General features: G+C 52.3%; 23 protein-coding genes and 2 riboswitches. Of the genes, 12 read left to right on the top strand and 11 right to left on the bottom strand.

Features of this window, described 5'->3' with window-relative positions; translation table 11 throughout:
* Nucleotides 1–56: 56 nt before the first annotated feature.
* Genes MKX50_RS11960 through MKX50_RS11950 form a run of 3 tightly spaced genes read right to left on the bottom strand, consistent with a single transcriptional unit; the run spans nucleotide 57 to nucleotide 5,964 of the window.
* The gene (locus tag MKX50_RS11960; protein WP_213588459.1) at nucleotides 57–1,259 is read right to left on the bottom strand and encodes an acetyl-CoA C-acyltransferase; all 1,203 of its coding nucleotides are present in this window, start codon (nucleotides 1,257–1,259) and stop codon (nucleotides 57–59) included.
* Nucleotides 1,260–1,308: 49 nt separating this feature from the next.
* Nucleotides 1,309–3,702 (bottom strand): 3-hydroxyacyl-CoA dehydrogenase/enoyl-CoA hydratase family protein, encoded by a 2,394-nt coding sequence (locus MKX50_RS11955; protein ID WP_339159775.1) that lies wholly within the window; start codon nucleotides 3,700–3,702, stop codon nucleotides 1,309–1,311.
* 57 nt (nucleotides 3,703–3,759) lie between these two features.
* Nucleotides 3,760–5,964, bottom strand: a complete 2,205-nt coding sequence (locus MKX50_RS11950; protein ID WP_339159773.1) for a (Fe-S)-binding protein — start codon at nucleotides 5,962–5,964, stop codon at nucleotides 3,760–3,762.
* Nucleotides 5,965–6,153: 189 nt separating this feature from the next.
* On the opposite strand from MKX50_RS11950, the gene MKX50_RS11945 reads away from it, so the two are divergent.
* From MKX50_RS11945 to MKX50_RS11930, 4 genes are all read left to right on the top strand, one after another.
* Nucleotides 6,154–6,738, top strand: a complete 585-nt coding sequence (locus tag MKX50_RS11945) for a TetR/AcrR family transcriptional regulator (RefSeq protein ID WP_213588462.1) — start codon at nucleotides 6,154–6,156, stop codon at nucleotides 6,736–6,738.
* 94 nt (nucleotides 6,739–6,832) lie between these two features.
* Nucleotides 6,833–7,600: an electron transfer flavoprotein subunit beta/FixA family protein gene (locus MKX50_RS11940; RefSeq protein WP_213588463.1), complete on the top strand. Its 768-nt coding sequence runs from the start codon at nucleotides 6,833–6,835 to the stop codon at nucleotides 7,598–7,600.
* A gap of 21 nt (nucleotides 7,601–7,621) precedes the next feature.
* Complete coding sequence (locus tag MKX50_RS11935; RefSeq protein ID WP_339159771.1) at nucleotides 7,622–8,596, top strand: electron transfer flavoprotein subunit alpha/FixB family protein; 975 nt, start codon at nucleotides 7,622–7,624, stop codon at nucleotides 8,594–8,596.
* Nucleotides 8,597–8,991: 395 nt separating this feature from the next.
* Nucleotides 8,992–10,815, top strand: a complete 1,824-nt coding sequence (locus MKX50_RS11930; protein WP_339159769.1) for an ABC transporter substrate-binding protein — start codon at nucleotides 8,992–8,994, stop codon at nucleotides 10,813–10,815.
* A 63-nt stretch (nucleotides 10,816–10,878) separates the two neighbouring features.
* On the opposite strand, the gene MKX50_RS11925 is transcribed toward MKX50_RS11930, so the two are convergent.
* The gene (locus tag MKX50_RS11925; protein WP_155611140.1) at nucleotides 10,879–11,475 is read right to left on the bottom strand and encodes a nitroreductase family protein; all 597 of its coding nucleotides are present in this window, start codon (nucleotides 11,473–11,475) and stop codon (nucleotides 10,879–10,881) included.
* A gap of 194 nt (nucleotides 11,476–11,669) precedes the next feature.
* On the opposite strand from MKX50_RS11925, the gene MKX50_RS11920 reads away from it, so the two are divergent.
* Together MKX50_RS11920 and MKX50_RS11915 are read left to right on the top strand one after the other, a co-directional pair.
* The gene (locus MKX50_RS11920) at nucleotides 11,670–12,824 is read left to right on the top strand and encodes a DUF4062 domain-containing protein (protein WP_213588466.1); all 1,155 of its coding nucleotides are present in this window, start codon (nucleotides 11,670–11,672) and stop codon (nucleotides 12,822–12,824) included.
* Complete coding sequence (locus tag MKX50_RS11915; protein WP_155611138.1) at nucleotides 12,821–13,012, top strand: hypothetical protein; 192 nt, start codon at nucleotides 12,821–12,823, stop codon at nucleotides 13,010–13,012. Before MKX50_RS11920 ends, MKX50_RS11915 begins: the two co-directional genes overlap by 4 nt.
* A gap of 85 nt (nucleotides 13,013–13,097) precedes the next feature.
* On the opposite strand, the gene MKX50_RS11910 is transcribed toward MKX50_RS11915, so the two are convergent.
* Nucleotides 13,098–13,412: a multidrug efflux SMR transporter gene (locus MKX50_RS11910; RefSeq protein WP_213588467.1), complete on the bottom strand. Its 315-nt coding sequence runs from the start codon at nucleotides 13,410–13,412 to the stop codon at nucleotides 13,098–13,100.
* On the bottom strand, nucleotides 13,412–13,753 hold the full coding sequence (locus MKX50_RS11905) for a multidrug efflux SMR transporter (RefSeq protein WP_213588468.1): 342 nt from the start codon (nucleotides 13,751–13,753) through the stop codon (nucleotides 13,412–13,414). The genes MKX50_RS11910 and MKX50_RS11905 overlap by 1 nt, the downstream gene beginning before the upstream one ends.
* 133 nt (nucleotides 13,754–13,886) lie before the next feature.
* Nucleotides 13,887–13,992: riboswitch (guanidine-I (ykkC/yxkD leader) on the bottom strand.
* A gap of 164 nt (nucleotides 13,993–14,156) precedes the next feature.
* On the opposite strand from MKX50_RS11905, the gene namA reads away from it, so the two are divergent.
* From namA to MKX50_RS11890, 3 genes are read left to right on the top strand one after another with little or no spacing between them, the layout of a single operon-like run.
* Nucleotides 14,157–15,170 (top strand): NADPH dehydrogenase NamA, encoded by a 1,014-nt coding sequence (namA, locus tag MKX50_RS11900; protein ID WP_213588469.1) that lies wholly within the window; start codon nucleotides 14,157–14,159, stop codon nucleotides 15,168–15,170.
* A gap of 20 nt (nucleotides 15,171–15,190) precedes the next feature.
* Nucleotides 15,191–15,892: a futalosine hydrolase gene (locus tag MKX50_RS11895; protein WP_213588470.1), complete on the top strand. Its 702-nt coding sequence runs from the start codon at nucleotides 15,191–15,193 to the stop codon at nucleotides 15,890–15,892.
* The gene (locus MKX50_RS11890; RefSeq protein ID WP_339159766.1) at nucleotides 15,889–16,752 is read left to right on the top strand and encodes a 1,4-dihydroxy-6-naphthoate synthase; all 864 of its coding nucleotides are present in this window, start codon (nucleotides 15,889–15,891) and stop codon (nucleotides 16,750–16,752) included. Before MKX50_RS11895 ends, MKX50_RS11890 begins: the two co-directional genes overlap by 4 nt.
* Nucleotides 16,753–16,810: 58 nt before the next feature.
* Here MKX50_RS11890 and MKX50_RS11885 read toward each other — a convergent pair whose 3' ends face one another.
* The 3 genes from MKX50_RS11885 to MKX50_RS11875 all read right to left on the bottom strand — a co-directional run bounded on the left by MKX50_RS11885 (nucleotide 16,811) and on the right by MKX50_RS11875 (nucleotide 19,707).
* Nucleotides 16,811–17,707 (bottom strand): radical SAM/SPASM domain-containing protein, encoded by an 897-nt coding sequence (locus MKX50_RS11885; RefSeq protein WP_213588472.1) that lies wholly within the window; start codon nucleotides 17,705–17,707, stop codon nucleotides 16,811–16,813.
* A 37-nt stretch (nucleotides 17,708–17,744) separates the two neighbouring features.
* Nucleotides 17,745–18,260, bottom strand: coding sequence for a PCYCGC motif-containing (lipo)protein (locus MKX50_RS11880; protein ID WP_339159763.1), 516 nt, complete (start codon nucleotides 18,258–18,260; stop codon nucleotides 17,745–17,747).
* A 115-nt stretch (nucleotides 18,261–18,375) separates the two neighbouring features.
* Nucleotides 18,376–19,707 carry a voltage-gated chloride channel family protein gene (locus MKX50_RS11875; RefSeq protein WP_339159761.1) on the bottom strand — a complete coding sequence of 444 codons (1,332 nt, stop codon included), beginning with the start codon at nucleotides 19,705–19,707 and terminating at the stop codon, nucleotides 18,376–18,378.
* Nucleotides 19,708–19,777: 70 nt separating this feature from the next.
* Nucleotides 19,778–19,838, bottom strand: a riboswitch (Fluoride riboswitch).
* A gap of 110 nt (nucleotides 19,839–19,948) precedes the next feature.
* Between MKX50_RS11875 and MKX50_RS11870 the strand changes: the two genes are divergently transcribed.
* On the top strand, nucleotides 19,949–21,067 hold the full coding sequence (locus MKX50_RS11870; protein ID WP_213588475.1) for a hypothetical protein: 1,119 nt from the start codon (nucleotides 19,949–19,951) through the stop codon (nucleotides 21,065–21,067).
* Nucleotides 21,068–21,134: 67 nt separating this feature from the next.
* On the opposite strand, the gene rpoD is transcribed toward MKX50_RS11870, so the two are convergent.
* Together rpoD and MKX50_RS11860 are read right to left on the bottom strand one after the other, a co-directional pair.
* Entirely contained in the window at nucleotides 21,135–22,031 is an 897-nt protein-coding gene (rpoD, locus tag MKX50_RS11865; protein WP_213588476.1) for an RNA polymerase sigma factor RpoD, read from the bottom strand.
* Nucleotides 22,032–22,265: 234 nt separating this feature from the next.
* Nucleotides 22,266–22,421: a hypothetical protein gene (locus MKX50_RS11860; RefSeq protein ID WP_213588477.1), complete on the bottom strand. Its 156-nt coding sequence runs from the start codon at nucleotides 22,419–22,421 to the stop codon at nucleotides 22,266–22,268.
* Nucleotides 22,422–22,940: 519 nt separating this feature from the next.
* Here MKX50_RS11860 and MKX50_RS11855 point away from each other — a divergent pair.
* Together MKX50_RS11855 and MKX50_RS11850 are read left to right on the top strand one after the other, a co-directional pair.
* A complete protein-coding gene (locus MKX50_RS11855) occupies nucleotides 22,941–23,852 on the top strand; it encodes a hypothetical protein (protein WP_339159757.1) in 912 nt (303 codons plus the stop codon).
* Nucleotides 23,853–24,124: 272 nt separating this feature from the next.
* Nucleotides 24,125–26,383, top strand: a complete 2,259-nt coding sequence (locus tag MKX50_RS11850; RefSeq protein ID WP_339159756.1) for an Ig-like domain-containing protein — start codon at nucleotides 24,125–24,127, stop codon at nucleotides 26,381–26,383.
* The last annotated feature ends 34 nt before the right edge of the window (nucleotides 26,384–26,417 follow it).

The following is a 26,417-nucleotide window of genomic DNA, read 5'->3' as shown; positions in this document are numbered from 1 at the left end:
TCAGCTCCTTTTTCTTTCCGATTTCTACTTGACGGCAAATACAAAACTCTGAACACTCATCCGGATACCGCCTGCTCCCTGCCATGCACTTCGAAGACGCTGGCTGCGCCCATACCGCCCCCGATGCACATCGAGACGACACCATACCCGCCGCCCCGCCGCCGCAATTCGGAAATCAGGCTGATGGACAGCTTCGTCCCCGTGCAGCCAAGCGGATGGCCAAGGGCGATCGCTCCCCCGTTTACGTTGACTTTCTCCTCCTCGATCCCTAGCTCGCGGACAATGTGCAGACATTGCGAGGCGAACGCCTCGTTGATCTCATAGATCGCAACGTCGTTCTGCGAAATGCCCGCCTGCCCCAGCGCCTTCGGAATGGCTTTGACTGGACCGACGCCCATCATCTCCGGCTCCACGCCGCTCAGCGCAAAGGAGCGGAAGGTCGCCAGCGGCGTCAACCCCTTCGCTGCAGCGCTCTCCTTGCTCATCACAACGACCGCTGCCGCTCCATCGCTCATTTGCGACGTGTTGCCAGCCGTTACCGTCCCGCCGAGCTTGAAGCCCGGCTTCAGCCTGGACAGCGCCTCAAGCGTCGTATCCTGCCTCACCCCTTCGTCCTCGTCAAAAACGAATGTCCGGCTGCGGATATGCCCGCTCTCATCCACGGTCTTCTCCTCCACCAGCACTGGAACAATCTCGTCTCGAAATTTCCCGGCTGCGATCGCCTTTGCCGCTTTACGGTGCGAGCTTAGTGCAAAACGGTCCTGGTCTTCCCTCGCAACGCCGAACCGCTCCGCAACACGCTCAGCGGTATGGCCCATCGCCATATAAATTTCCGGCTGCTTCTCCACGATCTGCGGATTCGGGGACACCTTGAAGCCGGTCATGGGCACATGGCTCATACTCTCCACGCCGCCTGCGATAATCACGTCAGCATGGCCCAGCATGATGCGTTCCGCCGCCAGGGCGATCGTCTGCAGCCCCGAGGAGCAGAAGCGATTGACGGTCATTGCCGGAACAGTTACCGGAAATCCAGCATATAACGCCATAATGCGGGCAAAATTAAGTCCCTGCTCCCCCTCCGGCATGGCGCAGCCGATGAGAATATCCTCGACCTCTCCTTTATCCAGGCCAGGAGCCCGTTCCATCACCGCCTCCAGCACGGTGCGGCCGAGATCGTCCGCACGGACATGGGCCAGGCTGCCCTTCTTCGCTTTACCGACAGCAGTTCTCGCCATCGCTACTATTACCGCTTCCCTCATCCTTGCTCCCTCCCCTGTTCATTTGAATACCGTCATGAGACCCCAAAACTTAATTGCGCAGCGGCTTGCCGGTAGCCAGCATATGCTGCATCCGCTGCCGGGTCTTCGGTTCGCCGCAGAGGCTGAGGAAAGCCTCGCGCTCCAAGTCGAGCATATATTGCTCGCTCACATAGCTGCCCGGCGGAACATCTCCACCGGCCAGCACATGAGCCAGCTTCTTCGCGATGAGCAGATCGTGGTCGCTGATATAGCGGCTCTCCCTCATACTGATCGCGCCCATTTGCAGTACTGCCTTGCCTTCCGAGCCGGCCACGCGGATCAATTCCTCAAGCGGCGGTTCATACCCGGCGGCCGACATCCGAAGCACCGCCTGCTTCGCTTCATGAATCAAGTAATCCGAGTTGACAACCACCCGATCGTGCTCCTTGAGATAACCGAGCGTCTTGGCATCATGTCCGCTGCTCGACACCTTGGCCATGCCAATCGTCTCAAAGGCCCGGTTGAGCAGAGGCTGCAAATCCCCGTCTGCTCCCGCATGCCTGCTGGCCCGCAGCGCAAGCTCCTTGCACCCTCCGCCGGCGGGAATCAGTCCGACGCCGGCCTCGACCAGCCCATAGTATGTCTCCGCCGCGGCGATCACCTGATCCGCGGGCATGCACGCTTCCACGCCGCCGCCTAGAGTCATTCGGTGCGGAGCTGCCACGACAGGCTTCTCGAATCGCTTCAAATTGTACATCGTGCTCTGAAACAGGCGGATGATGTCGTCGATCTCATCCCACTCTTCATCCTGGGCCTCCATCAGCAGCAGCATCAGGTTTGCGCCGACACAGAAATTACGTCCCTGGTTGGCAATGACCAGGCCCGCAAAATTGCGCCGCACCTCCTCTACGCTCTGCGAGATCATCGCTAGGATGTCGCCTCCAATGGCATTGTTCGGCGAATGGAACTCGAGGCAGGCCACGCCGTCACCCAGGTCGATCAGGCTCGCTCCGCTGTTCGCTTTAACGACCTTGTTCTGCTCTTTAAGCTCTCGCAGGGAAATTCTCTCCGGCGGAATGTTTACCTGCTTATATTTCAGCCCCGAAGCCTGGAATAAGACTCCGCCTTCCTTCTTGTAGAACGTCTCATTTCCTTGCGCGAGCCATTCCTTCACCCAGACTGGAATGCTCAAGCCTTCGGCTTTCATCCGTGCGACAGAGCGGGGCAGGCCGATGGCATCCCACGTCTCAAAGGGACCGAGCTCCCAATTGAAGCCCCATTTCATCGCTTCATCAATTTCGCGGATACTGTCCGCGATTTCGCCGACCTTCTCCGCGGAATACAGGAGCACCTGCTTCAATACGTCCCAGGCAAAATCCGCATAACGGTCTCCGCCTGACAGCAGCGCCTTTGTCTTAGCCTGGGCGCCTTTCGCGAGCTTCGCCGCTTCCAGCGACCCGGAAGCCGCTTTCCTAACCGGCCTATACTCCATCGAATCCAGCTCAAGCGCAAGGATCTGGCTGCCCTCGGAACCCTTCACCTTCTTATAGAAGCCTTGCCCCGATTTCTCCCCCAGCCTGCCTTGAGCGACCAGTTCTTTCAATACATTGGGAATGGCAAACACCGCCCGTTCCTGCTCATTCGTTACATGCTCGAACACATTGTTCGCCACATGCACGAACGTATCCAGACCGACCAGATCGAGCGTGCGAAATGTCGCGCTCTTCGGCCGCCCCATTGCCGGACCTGTCACGGCATCGACCTCTTCCACCGGCAGCCGCTTCGCAATCATTTCCCGCAGCGTAACGAGCAGCCCATATGTTCCAATCCGATTAGCGATGAAATTCGGCGTATCCTTGGCCTGGACGACCGTCTTGCCGAGCTTCTTTTCCGCAAATTCGGTCATCCTGGCCACTACGCCGGGATCTGTGTTGTCTCCGGGAATAATTTCCAGCAGCTTCATATACCTCGGCGGATTAAAGAAATGCGTTCCGAGGAAATGACGCCGGAAGTCCTCCGACCGCCCCTCCGTCATCTCGTTGATCGAGATCCCGGATGTGTTGGAGCTGACGACAACACCGGGCCGCCAATACCGCTCGATATCGCTGAGCAGCTTCCGCTTCACCTCCAGATTCTCGACCACGACCTCGATCACCCAATCCACGCCAGAAATGCGGTGAAGATCATCCTCCAAATTTCCGGGGGTAATCCGTTTGGCGAAGCGCTCATCATAGAGCGGCGCCGGTTTGGTCTTCGCCAGCTGCTTGATGGCCGACGAGGCAAGCCGGCTTCGTACAGCCGGTTCCTCCAGCGTCAGCCCCTTTGCGGCTTCGGTCTCGGTGAGCTGTGTCGGAACGATATCCAGCAGAAGGCACGATATTCCCACATTCGCCAATTGCGCTGCAATCCCCGAGCCCATAATTCCGGAGCCGATGACGGCCGCAGTTGTAATCGGTTTGAACATACTCCTTCCCCTCCCATACACATTTTGCTGTTTTAGGTGATTTTGCTCGAATGGCAGCTATATGCTTCCCTCCGGAACAATCATCATTTCCGTCTGTCCCGTAACTGCCGTATCACTGCCAAACACGGACAGCGCCAATATTTCCGCAACATCCTTTGTTTTGACCGTATCATCGGCCTCCTTCAGTTTCGTGCCATCCTCCAGCATCGTAAGGCAGTAAGGGCATGCACTGCTGATCAAGCTCGGGTTTACCTTAAGCGCCTGTTCGGTTCTAGCCACATTGACCCGTTTCCCGCTGTTCTCCTCCATCCACATGAGCCCGCCCCCGGCTCCACAGCACATGCCGTTCTCCCGGCTGCGTTCCATTTCAACAAGCTGAACGCCGGGAATGGCACGGAGCACGGCTCTAGGCTCCTCATATACGTTGTTGTATCGGCCAAGATAACAGGAGTCGTGGTAAGTGATGCGCTCGTTCACTTCATGTCTCGGAATCAGCCTTCCCTCCGTCACCAGCCGGCTCAGCAGCTGTGTATGATGAAGTACATCCACCTCCTCCAGCCCGAAATCGGGATATTCGTTCTTTAGCGTATTGAACGTATGCGGACAGGCGGTCACGATTTTGCGTACGCCGTACTTGCGAAAGGAAGCGATATTCTCCTGGCACAGCTGTTGATACAGAAGTTCATTGCCTAGCCGCCGCGGCGTATCGCCGGAATTCCTCTCCTCATTGCCGAGAATTGCAAAGCTCACACCAGCTTCGTGCAGGAGACGGACGAAGGCCTTCGATATTTTGCGGCTGCGCTGATCATAAGAGCCCATCGACCCGACGAAAAACAAATATTCGAACTTCGGATTCTCCCCGACTGTAGGGACGGAAATTCCCTCCACCTCTCCCGTCCAGTTCGCCCGGTCGGTACGGCTAAGCCCCCACGGATTCCCCTGGCGTTCGATGTTCATCATTGCGCGTTGTCCTTCCTGCGGGAGACGGCCTTCCATGAGAACGAGATGTCGGCGCAAATCGATGATTTTATCAACGTGCTCATTGCCGACAGGACACTGATCCTCACAGTTCCGGCAGGTCGTGCAGGACCAAATTTCCTCCTCCGTCATCACTCCGCCGATCAGGGCTATATCCTCGGGAGATGATTGATCCTGAAGCCTCCAGGTGGCTTTATGCCAATCCATCGTAGGCGCGATATTGGTTATACCGGCCTCGTCGCACCAAACGGGCTGAAGGGGTTCAGCTGCGGGCGCAAACTCAAGGGCATGAGCGCCGTGCATGGAATTGGCGAAAGCTGGCACTTGGGGGGATTTCCCGGTAATCACAGTCCCTTTCTCCTGTAAATGATCGCGCAGCTTCGTGATCAGATGCATTGGTGACAATGGCTTGCCGGTATTCGATGCCGGGCAGGCGTTTGTGCAGCGGCCGCACTCCACGCAGGCGTAGAAGTCGAGCATCTGCTTTTGCGTGAAATCCTCGATCCTGCCGGCGCCGAAGCTCTCGGCCTCTTCATCTTCGAGATCCAGCTTCTTCAAGCGCCCGGCGGGTTCGCTCCGGCGCAGCCACAGGTTAATCGGTGCAGTAATAATGTGAAAATGCTTCGATTGGGGTACGTAAACTAAGAAGGATAGCAGTATGATTAAATGCAGCCACCAGAACAGGTAAAAGAAGATAGCTGCGGAGGATTGCGGTATCCCGGCAAACGCTGCTGCGATCAGTGAGGAAATGGGGGCGTAGCCGGATGGCTCCAGCCCGAGCCAAAGCCGTTCGAAGGCGAGCGAGAACAGAACGGTCAACATGAGCGAATAGATGAACATAACGACTATACTGGGCTTCCAGCCTCTTTTCAGCCGGGACAGCTTCTCGCCGTAACGGCGATAAAAGGCATAACCCATAGCCAGCAAAATGAGCAGAACCGTAATCTCCTGCAGCAGGCCGAAGGACTCGTAGGCAGGAAGGGGCAAATGCCTGCCTTTGGCCAGTCCTTTGACAATCAGATCCAAGGCGCCGAACTGCAAAATAATGAATCCGTAAAAAATGACGATATGCATCAGGCCGCTGCGCGGATCCTTCAGCAGCTTCTTTTGGCCGAATACCTCGGACAAATATTCAGCCGCCCTGCCCATGCCGCGTTGCCGCAGCTCAACGCTTTTTCCGAGCCGCAGGTAGCTGTAACGGCGATGAACAACGACCGCGAACAAATATAGGCCGAGCCCCGTTGCCGTCAGAAATAAAACCAAGTTAATGAGCTGCCACGTCATATGCTTTCCGTCCTTTCTTCCGTAATGGTTAAACTAAGACGACAAGCTTTAGATAGCGTTTACAACCGATTGGACTTCTTGACGATGAACGAACAAACATTGACTTTTCCCATCATTTCCCCTAAGATAATATCAAAAATGAATGAGCATTCATTCAGTTGGTTTAAATATTAGCATTGAGGTGACCTGATGACAAGTAGAAAACAGGAAAAATTTGAAATGATTTTGGATGCGGCGCAGAAAGTCATTGCCGAGAATGGGTTTCACGGGTCTCAGGTGTCCAAAATCGCGAAGGAGGCCGGAGTAGCGGACGGTACGATTTATTTATATTTCAAGAAGAAGGAAGATATCCTTATCTCTTTGTTTGAGGATCGCTTGGGCAAGCTGGTCGACAGATTCAACAGCAGCATTCAGGAGACCGATACCGCGGAGCAGGCCCTGCGCAAAGTATGCGAGATCCATTTCACCGAACTGGAGAACAACGTCGATCTCGCCTACGTTACCCAAATCGAGCTCCGGCAGAGCTCCATTGAGCTGCGCAAGGCGATTGGCTTATCCGTGAAGCCCTATATTCAGCTGATCGAGCATATTGTACAGAAGGGGATTCATGAGAATTCATTCCGTCCCGAGCTTGATCCCAAGCTTACGCGCCACCTGATCTTCGGGGCAATGGATGAGGTCGTGACCTCGTGGCTTATTTCCGGGAGGAAATATTCCCTCTCCGCCCAGGTTGACAAGACGGTCGATTTCTTCCTCAAGGCCTTGAGTTCCTAGCGTAGACTGACATCGGCTTTGGGATATCTGGCGACAAATTTGACAAGTGCGTATGTCAATAACGCGGTCACTAATGTGAAGGAGGAGAAACAGCATGAACATTTTCGTGCTTTTGAAACAAACCTTCGATACCGAGGAGAAAATCGTGATTCAAGACGGGGAAATCTCCGAGGATGGCGTCAAGTTCATCATTAATCCTTACGATGAGTATGCGGTAGAAGAGGCGCTTCGCCTGAAGGAGCTGCACGGCGGCCAGGTCACGGTTGTTTCCGTTGGCCCGCAAAGGTCTGCCGAGGCGCTGCGAACCGCCCTGGCCATGGGCGCAGATGAGGCGGTGCTGATCTCGGATGAGCGAATTCCTTCAGACGAATATAGCCTATCAGTCGTGCTCGCCGCGTATTTGCACAAAGTATCCGCCGATGTTGTGCTCGGCGGCAATTTTTCCGTGGATCAGGGGTCGGGGCAAGTCGCCGTCCGTTTGGCCCGTCTGCTCAATCTCCCCCATGTCTCCTCGGTCACAAAGCTGGAGATCGCTGACGGCAAAGCGAAGGTGCTCCGGGATGCGGAAGGCGACGCCGAGACGATCGAGGTCGCCCTGCCTGCCCTTTTTACGGCGCAGCAAGGATTGAACGAGCCCCGCTACCCTTCCCTGCCCGGAATTATGAAAGCGAAGAAGAAGCCTTTTCACCAGCTTGGACTAAGTGAGCTAGGCTTGTCGGATGCGGAAATCGCCCCCCGCACGGAGCGAATCTCCCTCTCTCTGCCTCCACAGAGACAGGCCGGACAAATTCTGCAGGGCGAGCTGAAGGAACAGGCCGCACAGCTGGTATCCCTGCTGCGTTCCGATGCCAAAGCGATTTAATAACCCAAGGGAGGAATATCGATGAGCAAACATTATGTGGTCATCGCGGAGGTGCGCAGCGGGCAGCTCCGCCAGGTCTGCCTGGAGGCGATCGAAGCGGCGCGGCTCACCGCCGAAGAAGGCGATAGGATCTCCGCCTTGCTTCTTGGGCATAATTTGTCCGAGCCAGCCAGCCAGCTGTCCCGTTACGTATCCGGGCAAGTGCATGTCTTGGATCATCCTGATTTGGAGCATTATTTAGCCGAAACATACTGCTCCGCCATCATTCCCGTGCTGGAGTCCTTGGAGCCCTGCGCCATTGTCCTTGGCCATACTGCGATGGGACGGGATCTCGCCCCCATGCTGGCCGCCCATTTTCAGGCCGGGCAAATCTCCGATGTGACAGCCATACACAGAAACGGCTCCGAGCTTCTTTTTACACGGCCTGTTTATGCGGGTAAAGCCTTCGAGCAGAAGCGATTCATCAACGGTCCGCATATTATCACTGTACGGCCCAACAACATCCCTCCCGCCGCGGAAGCAGGCTCCCCTGGGGAAATTATTCAGCATGCATACACAGCTCCCGTCAATCTTAGAACTATAATTAAAGATGTCATTACCAAAGCGTCGGGGCGCGTCGATTTGGCCGAAGCGCAAATCGTCGTCTCCGGCGGCCGCGGCGTGAAGAGCGCGGAAGGCTTTAAGCCGCTCGAACAGCTTGCCGAGGTGCTGGGCGGAGCAGTCGGCGCTTCCCGCGGAGCATGTGATGCCGGATACTGCGATTACGCGCTGCAAATCGGCCAAACCGGCAAAGTAGTCACGCCGCAAATTTACATCGCGTGCGGAATAAGCGGTGCCATCCAGCATTTAGCGGGCATGAGCCACTCCGGGATCATTATCGCCATCAATAAAGACCCGGAAGCCCCGATCTTCAGAATAGCGGATTACGGGATCGTCGGTGACTTATTCGAGGTAGTTCCCCTTATAACGGAAGAATTCCGCAAGGCGCTCGCTTGAGGTTATCATCTTCATCTTTTACCGATTTCTATATCAAACAAAGACGAGGCGACGACGGGTTTCCCCGTCGTCGCCTTAGAATTTCACCAAGCTGGCGAAAGAACGCAGCAAGCGAAGTGCTGCCCTCCTCTTCATTGGCCGCCTCTTCAATCCAACGATTCTGCCTTCCTCATTCACTCTGTATTGCTGTGGATGATGATGAAACAACTTCAGATCTCTTTCTAAACGATATAACTCCTCTGTGTACATTCTCTCCCACCCCTTACTTTTGGACCCTTTATATATATTTCCATTATCTGCTTCAAAATCAGGAAGAAAAAGAGTACACTATTGAACAAGTAATTCCCCTTTTAGAGGATCAAGCCCAATTTATACCGCAATGAGGTGGTATTTTTATGCTTACAGAAGAACGTTATTTGGCACTATTGAATGAATATATCGCGAGGGATATCCCGGCTGGCTCTGTCATGGACAAGGAAGTCACTTTAAACGAATTGACCAAGCTGTTTCATTGCACAGAGAGGAATGTCAAGCTGATCGTCCGCAAGCTCGAAGAGGAAGAGCTCATTGTATGGCACCCTGGACGAGGACGCGGCAACCGCTCGCGGATCGAGTTCCGCGTCCCGCGAGACGAGTTTCTTCTTCAGTATGCACAGCGCCTGGCCGACAAAGGCGAATACCGGACCGCGTTTGAGGTGCTGAATCAGTATGAGGAGGACCTGGTGGTTCTCGATCAGTTCATGAAGTGGCTCAATGGCCAGTTTGGCTACAGCGAAGAGGAAAATTCCAATTCAGCAGGCTGCATCGATTTGTTCCGCTTGCCGGTATACCGTGCCCCGCTGACGCTTGATCCCGCCAATCTGTTCCATAGCTTTGACGCTCATCTCACACGACAAATATTCGATCGGCTCGTGCAATACGAATCCGATGAAAATTCGAAGGTCGTACCGATGCTCGCCCATCATTGGGAGAGCAATGATGATGGAACACAGTGGGTTTTTCACCTCCGAAAAGGCGTGCGTTTCCACCATAAACGCGAGCTGACTGCTCATGACGTCGTATTTACCTTTAATCGGCTTCGGAATCGCTCAATGAACGAATGGCTGCTTTTTACAATGGACCGCGTCGAGGCGCTGAACCCGATTACGGTCAAAATCGTTCTGAAGCAGCCCAATTGGCTGCTCCCGCGTATGCTCTGCTCCGCATGCGCGGCGATTTTGCCCGCAGATTTGGTCAGCGAGGATGAAGAGAAGTTCTGGAGGATGCCTATCGGCACGGGCGCTTTTCGGCTGACCCATTGGAGTTCGAACCTCATCAACCTTTCCGTGAACACCGAGTATTTCCTAGGAAGGGCCTACCTGGATGCGGTGAACATCGTCATCCTTCCCGAAGAGATCCCCGGTTCTTCCAGGCTGAGATGGGAGAAGCTTATCGACAACGAGGCACGGTTTCCAAGCAAGCCGGAGAAGGATTGGAACCAAATCGAAAGCTTGGGGAAGAACTGCAGCCTGATAAGCTGGAACCGCAACAAACCAGGCCCGCAGCAGTCCTTGTCGTTCCGCCAGGCCGTGAATCTGATTATCGACCGAAGGCAGCTGATTCAAGATGTGGAGCGAGGAGCTCCTGCCCGAGGTTTCTTGCCCCGCGAGGAACGCCTCGCCAGCAGCGCATTCCGGTATGACCGGGACGCCGCCCTGCAGCTGCTTCAGGAATCCGGCTATGACGGAACCCCGCTTGACCTGATTACGACCCTTCATCAAAGCGAGGATGCCAGCTGGTTTGCGGAGCAATGCGCTTCAGTCGGTATAAATGTCCGTATAAATTATGTTACGGTCAGCGAGTGTAGTGACGAAGGCATTGGCGCGGAAGCCGACTGCATATTGACCTGCCTTGCCTTCGCGGATGACGAGGTATGCCAGTTGGAAACTTACCTTCAAAGCCAGAGTTTTATTTATAACCACATGGAGCACAATTTGCGCAGATGGATATTTGGGATTGCCAAGGAAATTTTGGCGACGGCCTCGATCGAGGCGCGCAGTGCTCTTTTTCAGCAAATCGAGTTCCGGCTGCAGGACGAGGCTCAATTTTTGTTTCTCGTTCACCGCAAAATCAATACCTATGTCCACCCCTCCATCCGCGGAATCGGCATTAACCGCCTGGGCTGGATGGATTTCAAGGATATCTGGCTGACCTCGCCAATATGTGATTGCGACGAATAACGGAGTGCAAGAAAAAGGGAAAGCATCTTCAGGATGCCTTCCCTTTTTATGTTTACAGTGCGATTACTTAAATACTTTCAAACGGCTTTCAATCGGATTGAATGGCTTCTCTCCCGGCTCGGCTACTGGTTTGCCAAACGGCATTTGCGCGATCAGCTTCCAGGAAGCCGGAATGTTCCATTCCTGCTGAACCTTCTCGTCGATCAGCGGATTATAGTGCTGCAGCGAAGCGCCAACGCCTTCGTTAGCCAGGGCTGTCCATATTACGAATTGCAGCATGCCCGAAGATTGTTCAGACCACACGGGGAAATTGTCTTTGTACAGCGCGAATTGCTCTTGAAGCCCTTGAATGACTTCTTGATCCTCAAAGAAGAGTACCGTGCCGCGCCCGCTGCGGAATGCAGCCATCTTCTCTTCGGTCGGTCCGAAGCTGTCTGCCGGTACGATTGCTCTCAGCGTTTCTTTCGTAATATCCCACAGCTTGTCGTGCTGCTCACCGAACAGAACGACTACGCGCGCGCTTTGCGAGTTGAAGGATGACGGCGTGTGTAGTACGGCCTCGGCAACGATTTCTTCTACACGTTGATCCGAAATAACCTCTTCCTTGCTAATAGCGTACACACTGCGTCTTACTTTGATTTCGTCCAAAAATTGACTCATGCTGAAATTCTCCTTATCTTTTGAATATTTACTTACTTTTATTTAGTAACACTGTTTTATATATTACATGATGAAAAAAACAAATGCAATAGGAACAATTACTTAACCCATTTATCCTAAAACGACGCTATCTATTCCCAACCAACTCGTTTATAATGGGAATAAAATCCAACTTAAGGGGGTGACCCTCTGGCGTGGCGAGAACTAAAGTGTTCATTAGCTCCGTAAATGAAGATGGCCTGAAACCGCTTCGCCGAGCTGCTTTCCGCGAGCTGGTATCCCTCGGTCATGATCCTTTGATGTGGGAGGAAAATCTGGGGCCTTGGCCAGCCCATATCGATTCAATCAAGAAATGCCTTGAAGCGGTTGAGGCATGCGATATTTATTTGCTGTTCCTGGGGAGCAAATCGGGAACTTACAATGCTGCGTCCGGAATCACGGTAACGCATATGGAATTTATCAAGGCGCATGAGCAGGGCAAGCTTATTCTCGTATTTGCGGATACGGAGATCAAATCCGTTTTTTTCACCATAATCAAACCGCTGATCGATCAGTTCATCGACCAATACATTAATGACGAGGAACGTTTCCCTTCCCCATTACATATTATGGATTTCCTTAGCGCATATCATACCATCCCTTCCAACGTTGAGCCTTATGTATGGTATTTTCTATACGACATGACCCTCCGCAAAATATACATCGACGATTTGTCACTGGGCGTACCGATCGACTGGAAGGCTTATTTCAGCGATTTGCTCCGCCGCGGTTCGCTGCTCCTGCCCCTCGAACAATCCATAGAGCAGACTAGCTTCAGGCTTGAGCAATTCGACGAAGCGGTCGATTTGCTGTACCAGCTTATCCCGCAGCTCGAAATTACGGGCCTGCAGCAAAGCGAGGAATTTCTGGAGGTCATCAAGTCACGGATGGCCGGCGGCCGCATCGAGCACAGCTACGGTTCCTATGTTGCAGAGACCGTTGGGTTTTACGGAGAATGCTGCGCGGCTACCTTATATCGGCAGGAGGATGATTGTCTCCGGTTAGTTGCCAAGGTAGGCAGCGCGGCAGGGGCAGCTTGCTACAAGCTCGACGATCATAGCTCCTATAACGTGCTTACGTATCATATGGGAGACCAAGAGGAACAGGTATTTTTCAAAGCGTCGAAGAACATGTTTTATTATTGCATGCGAACGGGTAACTTAGTACTGACCCTTCATTTTCCGGCCGACCCGGATTGGGATTATAAGAAATTCATCCACTACAAAGAAGCCGCAAACGATGCTATAATTAGTAAAAATCCTTTGATGATCGAGTTGATCAAGCTGATTCTAGGAGGGATGCAGTCGTGAGCACCGGAGTATTCGTCTCGAAGAACGGGAAAGTTACCGAAGCTATAGGCACCCAGCCCAAGGAAGCGCTGTTGTTCGCTCCTTCCAAGAAGAGCTCCTCGCAAATATTGCGCGAGCAGCGCACCGCAATGAAACGCAACAGCAAACGGATCAAAGACCGGTTCAGCGAAGCAACCAAACGGGTTTGACCCGTTCAATACACAAATAAAGCGACCGAAGCTCCTTAGTGAGATTTCGGCCGCTTTTTTTACGCAAATGAGGATGTTGAATGCTTTACGAGACTAGCTTTAAACCAATAGCAGCTCCTAATACCATAGCTATAAAAAAAATTCTTTTCCAGTCTTTTGACTCGCCATATAGCAACATTCCTAAAATCGCTCCGCCAGATGCACCAATTCCTGTCCAAATTGCATACGCGGTCCCCATAGGCAAGGTTTTCATGGCATAAGCAAGAAATAGAAAACTTGCTCCAAATCCAAGAATTAACAGCGCTATTGACTGCCAGCTGCGATCTTTATGCAATTTATTTATCATGGAAACACCAAACATTTCAAACAAGCCTGCTGCGACCAAAGAAGCCCACGCCATTAAGATTCAACCCCTTCTATACCTTTGTCATTCGTAACTAATTTCAAGCCCATGACCCCTGCTAATAAAACCACAATTAAAATTAATTTTGCTAATTTAAAGGGTTCACCAAAGAATACGATATCTGAAAAGACAGTTCCCGCTGTGCCTAGCCCAACAAAAACTGCGTATACAGTTCCAACAGGCAGTTTTTTGCCAGCCATAATCATTAAATAAAAGCTAACAATAATGGAAATAACCGTACCAGCCCAAGTCCAAAAGTCATCTGCATGTTTTAATCCAATAACCCAAAAAACTTCAAAAAAAGCAGCAATAACTACTTTGATCCAGTTGTTATTCATCGAACAGCACCTCCGATTTTATTCTTTCCCACACAAAAACAAAAAAACAGCTTGTATCCATGGAATTCCTCCTCCCCAGCGCTCTCATCTCTCTCAGGCAGACAAAAGCCCGGAAAGATATCGGCGAATGATATCCTCCCGGGCTTTTGTCCCTCCGTGTCCACAGGATATTTCCTGCGCGTCCTCTCTTGGACCAGGCCGGCTGCAGTAGCTGCCGCGGAACCCTAGAGAACAATTGTGACATATATTTTACAAGATAATGAGCTCATGGTCAACGGGAATGTCGTTCCCTGCCCTTGTTCCCGCAAACTTGTCAACCCTTCCCGTATAGTCTAACATAGTTTTCAGAAGGAAATTTGCACCTTCATTCCATGAGATAACCATATAAAAAAGGAGAGTAACCATGACCCAAACCAAATTGTTCTCGCCTTACACCATTAAAAATGTAACTCTAAAAAACCGGATCGTCATGTCGCCGATGTGCATGTACTCCTCCTATAACCGCGACGGCAAAGTCACCGACTGGCATCGGGTGCATTATCCAAGCCGCGCCGCCGGACAGGTTGGCTTGATTATGCTTGAAGCAACCGCCGTGGCGCCCGAAGGCCGGATCTCCTATCAGGATCTGGGCATTTGGAGCGACGAGCATATCGAGGGGCTGCAGGAAATCGTCCGCCTCATCCATCATCACGAGGCCAAAGCGGCAATTCAGCTGGCTCATGCTGGAAGAAAAGCTGAGCTGGAAGAAACGATTATCGCCCCTTCCGCCATTCCCTTCCCAGGCATGAAAACGCCAAAGGAAGCTTCCAAAGACGATATTGCGCATATCGTTGCGTCTTTTAAAGACGGGGCGCGTCGTGCCAAGGAAGCCGGGTTCGATATCATCGAAATTCATGGCGCTCACGGCTATTTGATCAGCGAGTTCCTCTCTCCGCTTGCGAATAAGCGCAGTGATGAATACGGCGGCAGCGCAGATAACCGTTATCGCCTGCTGCGCGAAATTATCGAAGCGGTAAAAACGGAATGGAGCGGCCCGATCTTCGTACGCGTCTCCGCGAATGAGTACCATGAGGAAGGCAACTCCCTGGAGCAATATATTCAATTCGCCGCGCACATGAAGGAGCAAGGAGTGGACCTGATCGATTGCAGCTCTGGCGGGATCGTACCAGCTTCCATCGACGTATATCCCGGCTACCAGGTCAATTTGGCCGATCGGATTCGAAACGAAGCCGGCATCGCAACCGGAGCAGTCGGCCTTATCTCCAGCAGCCTGCAGGCGGAAGAAATCCTCGGCAACGGCCGGGCTGATCTTATTTTCATCGGCCGGGAATTGCTGCGCAATCCGTATTGGCCGCTGAACGCAGCTAAGGAGCTGGGTGCTGAAATCGAGCGCCCTCAGCCGTACCATCGCGCATAAGAGAAGGAGTGGCTCACAGTATGAATTATGACAACAACTCCAAGAATAACAATTCTCCTCGTCCTCGCCGCGTGCTCATCATGACTGCGGTCGAAGCGGAGCGGGATGCGGTGCTTCGCGGATTGAACGGCGCGCCCGGAATTGAGGTGCGGCTGGCAGGTGTCGGCCCGATCGCCGCTGCGGCCAATACAGCGGCAACGCTTGCTTCAGCAGACGGGGCTAAGCCCTATGATTTGGTGATCAGCGCTGGCATCGGCGGCGGATTTATCGGCATAGCAGACATCGGCTCCATCGTCATCGCCACCGATATTATCGCCGCGGACCTAGGCGCTGAATCGCCGGAGGGCTTCTTGAGCCTGGACGAGCTCGGCTTCGGCTCCTCGCGCCTCAAAGCCGATGAGCACTTGTCGAGCCAATGGGCGCAGGCGGTTCTGAAATCTGGGCTTGCCGCCTGCACAGCGCCTGTTCTGACGTTATCCACCGTTACGGGATCGGCAGCGACGGCAGAGCATCTCAGCCATCGCATTCCGGGAGCTGCTGCGGAGGGAATGGAAGGATACGGCGTGGCCTTAGCGGCACACCATCGAAATCTGCCCGTAATGGAAATCAGGGCCATCTCCAATCCGGTCGGCCCGCGCCAGCGCGAGCTGTGGAAAATCGGCGATGCCCTATTAGCCTTGGAACGAGCTTGTTCCTTATTACCGGAGGTACTGGAATTATGAAAATAGCTTTTTCTCCCTGTCCGAACGATACTTTCGTGTTCCATGCCTGGGCGCATGGCTGCATTCCCGGAGCGCCCGAGTTGGACATTACCTATGCGGATATCGATGTAACCAACGGTCTTGCCGCCAGCGGCAAAGGCCCCGATGTATTGAAGATTTCTTATGCCGCCCTCCCCTGGGTGCTTGATGAATATGCGCTGATTCCCTGCGGAGGCGCACTCGGCCGCGGCTGTGGACCGCTAGTGCTAACCGCTGGAGACAAATCTGCCGCTGGCTCGGGGTCTGATACGGCTGCGACCGCCCCTTCCATGCTGTCTGGGCGGCGCGTCGCTGTTCCTAGTGAGCGTTCCACGGCTTACCTGCTCTTCCGATTATGGGCTGCCCAAGCGGTTCCTGGCGGTGTGGGCGAAATCGTAGTCATGCCCTTCGACCAGATCATGCCTGCAGTCCGCGACGGCCAGGTCGACGCCGGACTCGTCATCCACGAAGCCCGCTTTACTTATCCTGCGTATGGGTTAACGCTAATGCGAGATCTCGGCAGCTGGTGGGAAGACGATACCGGACTGCCGATCCCTTTAGGCGCCATTATCGCCCGCCGCTCTCTTGACCTGGCGGCCATTGCGAACTGGACGCGGCAATCGGTGCAATATGCCTGGGCTCACCCGGAATCGTCGCGGGAATATGTCATGAGCCATGCGCAGGAAATGTCGCCGGAAGTGACCGACGCGCATATCAACCTGTACGTAAACCGTTATACGGAATCGCTAGGCGAAGACGGATATGCGGCTGTTACTGCGCTCCTTAGCCGTGCAGCACGCGAAGGGCTCGTACCCGAGATAGACCCCAGCCTGCTCCGCTAGAAACAAAACAAATAGCCGATCAGCAACAGGAGCTCTTGCCTGAACTGATCGGCTATTGTTATATGATTTGCTGCGGCCTGCCGCCAAACCGCTTCCGGTAGCCGCATTTGCGGCATAACTCCTCCACGGCGGTTCTGCGCGAGAATCCTTCATAAAGCCGGGTTGCCCGCTCTCCTTCAATAATGTCTGAGAACGGCGTCTGATAGACGTTGCCTAAATTAATTACACCTTCCCCATCCAAACAGCATGGAATAACCGTGCCGTCCACGAGAATGCCCGCTTGATTCCGCAGCGCATGGCAGAAGCCGTGGCCATCGTCCTCTTCCGCCCGCAAGTCCGGCCAGTCAAATTCATGATCCTGGTTCAAATACACCCGGTCGGCAAGCTTAATTCCGCCCCCTGGCACTACTCTCTCCTCGATTTGATAGTCGAGCCCGAACTCTTTCTCAATCATTTCCAGTGTTGCCCGGTTGCGGCTCCGCTGTAAATTGGTCTCGTTGTTCTTATCCAAATTCCACAGGCGGAACGAAACAATCAGGTCAGAGGTACTGACCGCCTCCCGCACGAAGGACAATATATTTTCGATATACCCTTCGCGGTCCGTCGAACCCTCATGACCATCAAAGCTGTGCAGCGAGAAGTTCATTTGTCTCAAAGCAGGCTTGTTGATGATTTTGGGCCAGGCTTTGCGAATCAAGGTTCCGTTCGTCGTAATATTCACCTTGAGGCCCTTCTCATGGCTTAAATCAAGCAGCTGGTCGATCTTCGGATGCAGCAGGGGCTCACCTTTGACATGCAAATAAATATAGTCGGTGTGCGGTTTTACCTCGTCCAGTACTTTTGCGAAGTCCTCAACTTTGATGAACTGGGATTTCCGCTCCGTAGGCGGACAGAAGCTGCAAGCCAAATTGCAGATGCTGGTCGTTTCAATATAGAACTTTTTGAATTTTTTCATCTTGTTTTATTCCTACTTGTCTCATATTATTTGCGACTTATGACGGAAACGGCGTATCCGTCGGCTTGGCGTAGCCATCCCGATACTTCTCGTCGATCCTTGTACGAATGTCCGCGGCCGATTTGCCAGTCTGCTGCAGTTGAATCGATTCTACGGCGATTTCCAGACATACGTTGCATTTTGTCCCGTGGTCATCCCAGACGATCGAGCCATCCTCCTTCAGCTCGTGAATGAAGCAGTCCCGATTGCTGCGATGACCTGCCGAATCCCCGCAGCCGCAATAGCAGGGCATACCGTCCAGCAGCTCGGGATGCTCACTGACAGCTTTGTATGCGAGAACGACATTTTCATGCTGACCCTCCAAAAAAGAAGGCAGGGCCTCCCGGCTAGCCGTCCGTTCCTGGAAGTCCCCGCTAACCGTAATATGTAACTCGCCATGCTGCATTTGATTCGTATCAGTTCCGCCGGCTGCGCCCTTGCTCTCACCGCCGCAGGCGGTTAACGAGAGTAATAGAAGCGTAGACGCCAGCAGCGTAGCAAACGCTTGTCTCATCGTTCCAAGTCCTCCATTCATTTCAAGAAAGTATGATTATAATCACATCATCGCTAGCTCTATTTTATCTCAAATGGAATGAAACGCCTAATAAAATATACCTCGCTGCATTCCCTTACCGCCTTGCCCTATCGCTATCCAGTCTCGTATCGGGCGGAATGCTCAGCAGCGAACTTTTAGAGACGCCGATTTGCTGGGAGCTGTAGATGCCGCTATGACCCGAGAATACATAACTGACCAGGCAGGCAATGAACATGTATAACGCCCCCTCCGATCCAAATAGCTCAATCCCCATTATAAAGCAGGCTACAGGTGTATTGGCAGCCCCGCAGAAGACCGCGATGAAACCAAGAGCCGCCAGAAACGGGCCATGGAGATGAAGCCAACCAGACAGACTGTGCCCCAAACTGGCTCCAATCGCGAAAAGCGGTGTCACCTCTCCTCCCTGAAATCCCGAGCCCAGTGTAACCGAAGTGAACAGCAGCTTGCCCAAAAAAGCAAACGGCGAAACTCCCTCGCCAAAGGAATCGGCAATTAACGGCAGGCCAAGCCCCAAATAATCCCGGGTTCCTGCCGCATAGACCATAACGATGATAAGACCGCCTCCTAGCGCAGTCTTCAACACTGGATTAGGGACTGCGCGGCTGAAGGTTTTTTTAAAATAGTGAGTCAATTTACTGAATAGCATGCTCGTCAGCCCAAAGAGGATGGATGCGGCTACGACCTTCAACAGCACTGTGCCGGATAAAGCCGGAATTTGCCCGATTTGATACGTATGGTGCTGAACCCCCCATAGATTAACCGTCGTCAAATGGCCAACGAAACTCGCGGCAAAACAGGGAACAAGCGCCCGATAGCTGATCAGCCCGAGCACGGCCACCTCTAGTCCGAACATCGTTCCCGCCAGCGGCGTGCCAAATACAGAGCCGAAGCCTCCGCTTATCCCGCACATTAACAGGATCCGGCGGTCCAGCGGACCCAGCCTAACGAGCCTGCTTAACGAATCGGCCAGGGTTCCCCCCATTTGTACCGCTGTTCCTTCCCGGCCAGCTGAACCGCCTAGCAAATGCGTGACCAAAGTTCCAAACAGGACGAGCGGCGCCATTCGAAGGGGGATGCGTTCGTTTCCGTTCTGGATTTGCTCCAGAATGAGATTATTGCCCTTGGCGCTGATTTTTCCCCATTTCATATAGGCATAGCTTACTAACGCACCCCCGAGCGGGAGCAGCCATAGCAGCCAAGGATGCATATACCGCCAATCCGTAACAGCATCAAGACTGATCAGAAAAAAAGCGGAAGCCGTACCGGTAAGCAGTCCGACAATACTGCCAAGCAGTATCCATTTTATGAATGAGCCAGGAAAAGCTGCAAAATTCTTTATTTCCCCGATAAGATAGCTGCCCTTTGTTCGCTCATGATTTCGAGGCGATGCTTCTTGAGACGACATGAACTTAATCCTCCTAGCAGATTAGACTGGTTAATGAACAAAGACTCCTACCAGTGCGCAGGCAAAATACGCACTGATAGGAGTCATTAGCCTCATTGGCGGTTATGGCGAACTCCATCGCCTTCGCTTTTTAGTTGAAATCATTGTATATCAATATGCTCCCCGTAGTCAATCGTCCCCCAAACCAAACTCTAATTCCCGGCATAAGATACAAGAAACCAGAGAGAAAAGGTGATTTCCATTGGCAAGCTTCCGCAAAGCGTATCAAATAAAACAGCGATTAGCCGCAAACATACTGAAGCGGCACGGTGTTCACGGCATTGGCGTTGGACTATCCGATCCGCGCCGCCCGGGCAAGGGCGCAGCAATTATACTCTATGCCAGCGCTCTGGCGGCAACCGCTAAATCCAATCAAAAGGCCTCGTCCAAACGAAAACCTATAAATTGCGCCAAGCTGCAAACTAAATTGGGCGTTCCAGTCCGCATCGTTCGTTCGGCTGGCTTTCATAAACACAGCAGCTCAGAAAGCGTTCGGTTCAGAAGAAGAATCCGGCCGGTCATCGCGGGTTACAGCGTCGGAACTCCTGGGGCTTCCGGTACAGCCGGACTGATCGTGACCAAGAGAAAATGCGGCCAGAACCGCTACTTGCTCAGCAATAATCATGTGCTCGTGAACGAGAATAGCAACCGCTGCTCCAAGACACTCCAGCCGGGAGGCGCCGACGGAGGCACAGTACGCACGGATCGCATTGGAGAACTGCATCGTTTCGTAAGACTAAGCAAGAAAAGGAACAATTACCTGGACGCAGCGATGGCCAAACCGCTTCGCCCCGCGCTGCTCAATCCCCGTTACGCCGTGTTCGGAACCGTTCCGGGCCATTTGCGATCCTATCGTGTAGGAGACCGGTTCAAGAAGGTCGGCCGCACGACGGGAATAAGAACAGGACGCGTAGAATCGATCCATACTGATATTCGCGTCGGCTACGGTTCATACGGCAATCTAGGGACAATTACCTTCAAGAACCAGAGCGTTATTCGCGGCAACCGGCCCGTCTCCTTAAGCGGAGACTCCGGCTCCGTATGGCTAACCCGCCGCGGAAACTTGGCAGCCGCTGTCAATTATGCCGGCTCTGCCGACGGATTTCTTTCGATTTCGTATCCGATTGAATGGTTCATGCAGGTATTCGGTGCAAGGGTAGCCACCCCGTCCAGCCATCAACGGCGGAAATGTCATGCCCTGCATCGTCCTGGCCGGAGCCGGCTGCGGAACTATGCCTTTACGCAGCCTTTGCCGCCTAAGCTGCTGCGCTCAATCAGGCCTATTACCGCCGAGCACTGCCCCCCTAAGTGTCGCCGTTAAAACAAAAGGGAGCTTCCTTGATTTGAACTCAAGCGAAAGCTCCCTTCATATGTTAAACGATAAGCTATTATTCCATAAAATCTTTTAAACGCTTGCTGCGGCTTGGATGTCTCAGCTTACGAAGCGCTTTGGCCTCGATTTGTCTGATCCGTTCCCGGGTCACGCCGAACTCCTTGCCTACCTCTTCAAGCGTACGCGTCCGTCCATCATCCATCCCGAAACGCAGACGAAGCACATTCTCCTCACGTTCGGTCAGCGTATCCAGCACTTCCTCCAGCTGCTCTTTCAGCAATTCGTACGCTGCAGCATCCGCCGGTGCAAGTGCATCCTGATCCTCAATAAAATCACCCAGATTGGAATCATTTTCTTCCCCAATTGGCGTCTCTAATGAAACAGGCTCCTGGGCGATCTTCATGATTTCCCGAACCTTTTCCGGGGTAAGATCCATTTCCTTGGCGATTTCCTCCGGAGTTGGCTCACGCCCGATCTCTTGAAGAAGCTGGCGGGAAACGCGGATCAGCTTATTAATGGTCTCTACCATATGAACTGGAATCCGAATCGTTCTGGCCTGATCAGCGATGGCTCTTGTAATGGCCTGGCGAATCCACCATGTAGCATAGGTGCTGAATTTGAAACCTTTCTTGAAATCGAATTTTTCGACGGCTTTAATAAGCCCCATGTTCCCTTCCTGAATCAGGTCGAGGAACACCATTCCCCTGCCGACATATCGGCGGGCAATACTAACGACGAGACGCAGATTGGCTTCGGCCAGTCTGCGTTTGGCTTCTTCGTCCCCTTGCTCTATTCGCTTCGCCAGTTCGATTTCTTCTTCCGCTGACAAGAGCGGGACTCTGCCGATTTCCTTCAAATACATGCGGACAGGATCATCGATCTTTATACCTGGCGGCAGCGTCAGGTCATCCGTATATTCTGATTCAGTATGAAGCTTCAAATCCTCTGTCACGATTCAGACCCCCACCCATGAATTGACATACAACTTATCTCGATCTATATTTGGTTTGACAATTGCCAGCTTTTATGCTATTATAAAAGCGATCCAAAAATCGTTACTTCTATTTGACTATCCGTCATTTTAACACATAAATAATAATTAATCAATCAATAGTTTTGCTTAATTCATGCAAACAACGCTGATCCCTGACGGGTCGGCGTTTTTTAATGGGCAACGATTTTAGGATCAGCGAATCAACCCAAATTCTCGGGCCTGTTCCTCCGTCAAAATGAACTGTTCCTTGTCCCATACCTCATCATCCTTATCCAAACCGAATGCGCTCATCACTTTCGGCCAAATCCCTTTCTCCATCGCCTCGCTCTGCGTGATGATAATTTTCATGCCAGGATCGCTCCTTTTTCCGAGGTCTTTTATACCTATATATTTAAATTTTTAATAATAGTTTAGCCAATATATCGGTTTTGAAACAGTGATTTGCATGCCTAAATCGGCATCTAAGCATTCCCGCCCATTTGTAATCGCTTACAAAATACCCCGCGAACGTTAACAGGAACAAGTTCCCTATAGGCGTACAGCCTCTTTACCGTGCACTGGCTATATGTATGTCATCCTATTTTCGCTGACAAATTACTTCACTCAAACCTGAATAAATACCCAAAAAATGTGCAAATGAAACGATAATTTTGAAAAATCATACTAAAGAACTAGACAAATTTCGACAAAATTATCAATTTATATGATATAGTGCTTTTATAACCAATTCTTTCATGTATTTTTCATACGGTAAAGAAAAAATAGGAGGTAGGGCCTGGAAGTAACAGCATATCATGAAATCATTTCATCTTCCCGCCACCATAGTCCTATTTTTGTGAATAATTTATTATTAAGGAGCTGGACAACATGAGTTTACCTGCAAATCCTTCCCTCCGGCGTCTCTTCTTCTTGCTCATCGCAAGCATCATCATATTCGGTACTATTACTGCCCCCTCTGCAACCAAGGCCGCTGCAACCGGCAAGCTTCCCAAAGCCACATGGCTGTGGAATACGAAACTGATCGAAACGCAAACCGAAGAGCTTCTGGCATTTTCCGCTTCAGAAGGCATTCGCATGATTTATTTGCAAATCAGCACACGTGTAGACATCCCTTATTACAAGCAATTCATCTACAAAGCAAATGCGCTCGGCATCCAGGTTCATGCCTTGAACGGAGCCCCGAATTGGGCGCTGGAATCTAACCGCTCTCAACTGACAAGCTTCATGAACTGGATTCGCAGCTATCAAGCGACAGCTGCTGAAGAGGAACAATTTACGGGCGTTCATGTGGATATTGAACCTTATCTTTTGCCCGAGTGGAAGAACGACATCAATAACGTTATTAAGCAGTGGCAGTCCAATGTAAAGTATCTCATTCAGGAAGCCGCGAACCTGAAGCTGCCGATCGCTGCCGATTTGCCTTTCTGGTTAGATAAATATGCGGCAAGCGATTCAGAAATGTCATTAAGCTCCTGGATGATCTCCCAATTTGATTCTGTAACCCTGATGTCTTACCGCGATAGCGCCGATGCCGTAATTAAACTGGCCAAAGAGGAGCTCCAGGAGGCGGAGAAATTGAACAAGCGCATATATACCGGCGTTGAGACCAAGTATTCCTCGGAAGGCAATCAGGTATCCTTCTACGAGGAAGGATATGATTATATGAACGCACAGCTGCTCTATTTGGATCAGCTCGGCAGAGCTTACAGCTCGTATGCGGGCATCGCCGTTCATGACCTCGTGGGAATGATGGAAATGGCCCAACGCAGCAAGCCGTAGTCTGCTGTTCATCTTAAACATTAAAGCCTGTCTTACTCTGAAGCTCTCTCCAATTTTGGAATGATCCATATTCATCCAAAAGCGGAAAGAGCTTTTTTTGGATATCCTGAGCTGTAATATGGTCGATTTAAGGCCGTTGCCCTTCTAAATTTTCAACCGGTACAATGGATGCTGTAAACGTTTACAAATATTGGAGCGGTGTTGATCCCGCGGAAAGAGAGGGATTCACGATGTCATGTCAAGCGACAGGCAGGAAGTCACGCGTCCTCCCTTTGCTATCCAAATGGCTGGTCATGATGCTCGTCGTCGGTATTATGCCGTTATTCCCCGTTCATCAGCTTCCGGCAGCCCGGGCTGTTTCTCAAATCACGATCGATTCCCATAGCGATGGGGCCCAAGTAGAAGCAGGCCAGGTTATCATTTCTGGGCATTATACGGATGTCTACGATATCAAGCTGATCGTGAACGGGCGGGAACAGCTCGATACGCACATGAACAATTTGAGCGGAACCGAGACGGGCACATGGCATGCCGAGCTGGACACCAGCCGGTACCACGGCGAGATCAACCTCGTCGCGCGTGGACTGGACAGCGTTACCAGATACGGAGTAACCACCCCGGTCAAACGGATCGAGGTGGATAATCCAGGCTCCTCCCCTCCCCTTGTACGCATTGATCAGCCGCTTGACGGCTCCCTCGTCGAAGGACAAATATCCGTAGCCTTATCCGTCTATGCTTTAAATCCTGTGCAAACCGTTGAAGTCAGGTTGAACGGCGGTTCATGGAATGCCGCGAGCGGTTCCGGGGAGAACTACGAGTATATGTGGGATGCCGATTCGGCTCCAGACCGCACCTCAAGCATCGAGGCCAGAGCTATCGACCAATTCGGGAATGTCGGCCGCAGCTTGACCGTATACGTAAAGAACGGCGAAGTGATTCCGGAAGAGATGGTTTTGGAACGGCAGGACCGGGCCATATGGATTTGGGAAAAAGCCGCCTATAATTTATTCCTCAATCCAGGATCGCGCAGCGCTCTTAAGGCTTTTGCAGACGATACGGATACCTTCGACTCCGATTCGGTAACGACCTTCTACCTGGGCGTATTCCCATATGAAGGCATCGACATCCTGGAGGATGAACCCGGCAAAGTAAGGGAATTCGTAGCCTGGGCCCACGATAACGGCTTTAAAGTCCATGCCTGCATCGCTGGTGGTACGGTCCCTCCCTATTTCGGAGCATTAACTCCCTATCACGAGCTGGCGATCCGTGAAATGGAAAAGGTGATAAACTACAACCTGTCGTCAGCTGCTAACGAGCAATTCGACGGCGTAAACGTAGACATCGAACCGTATATCCTGCCGGACTTTAGATTGCAAAAACCCTCGGTTCAGCTTCAGTATCTCGATATTATGGAACAGCTAATAGCTCGCAGAGATACTGCTGGGATCGCCTTGCCGTTCGGCCCGGCCATCCCCAGATGGTTTGACAGCAACGACCCGGCCAAAGATATTACGTGGAACGGACAAACGAAATGGCTGTCCGAGCATATTCAGGACATGAGCGATTATATTACAATCATGGACTATCGCGATAGCGCCGAAGGCAGCGCCGGAATCATCGCCCATGCTCAAGGCGAAATCGATTATGCCAATTTGATCGGCAAGCCGAATTCAGTCGTGATCGGTGTCGAAACGCTCGATATTGCCAACAGCGGAGACCCGGAAACCATTACCTTCCGGGAGGAGGGCCGGACATATATGGAGAGCGAGCTGGATAAGGTCTATGCCTGGTTCAGCGGGAATCCCGCCTTCGGAGGCATCGCCATGCATCATTATGATTCGATTCGCTGGCTGCCTTCAGCTTGGGGGCCAGGCGGAGTAAAGTGGGCAGTAACGCCTGAAGATGTGACTCCGCCGACCGCCGTGAGCGAACAGCCATCCGCCGATGCCTTCGACTACCAGAGCATTATCCTCCGATACGGCAGGGCATTCGACGATTCGGATATTGAGGAATACGTCATTTACCGCAGCACTGAGCCCGATTTCGAACCTGACTCCGCCAACATGGCTGGCCAGTCCCGCAACCTGACCTATAAAGACCGCGGCCTGCTGCCTGATACGACATACTATTACAAGATTGCGGCCAAAGACATTAGCGGCAACGTCGGTCCCGCTTCTGAAGTCGCTTCGGCCACGACCTCCAGCTCAAGCCTCCGCCCGATGATCATTAGCGGAATGAATATCGCCCGCGAGGGTACGCGTTCAAAGGTGACGCTAAAAGTATGCGATTACGAAACAGGTGAACAAATCGTCGCCAGAGTTTACGGGCGCTTCACCTTCAATGGAGGCAAATACGTCGAACTAGCGCCTGATGCAAGCGGTATGCTGTACGCCCATTCGGAAGCATTGCCTGACGCCGCCGGAGAAGTCGGCTTCTGGCCGCAGCGAGTTCTCTCGGGCGATTACTACTGGGCAAGCGCTTACGATCACCCGCGATCCACTACAGTGACCGTAAGCTGGCCCATTCCGTAAACGAATCCTGAACACCAACCAAGCTCCCTTGGCC

This window comes from Paenibacillus sp. FSL W8-0186 (genome assembly GCF_037969765.1).
In the GTDB taxonomy this organism is placed as follows: domain Bacteria; phylum Bacillota; class Bacilli; order Paenibacillales; family Paenibacillaceae; genus Fontibacillus; species Fontibacillus woosongensis.
This window is presented reverse-complemented; position numbering and strand designations above follow the sequence as displayed.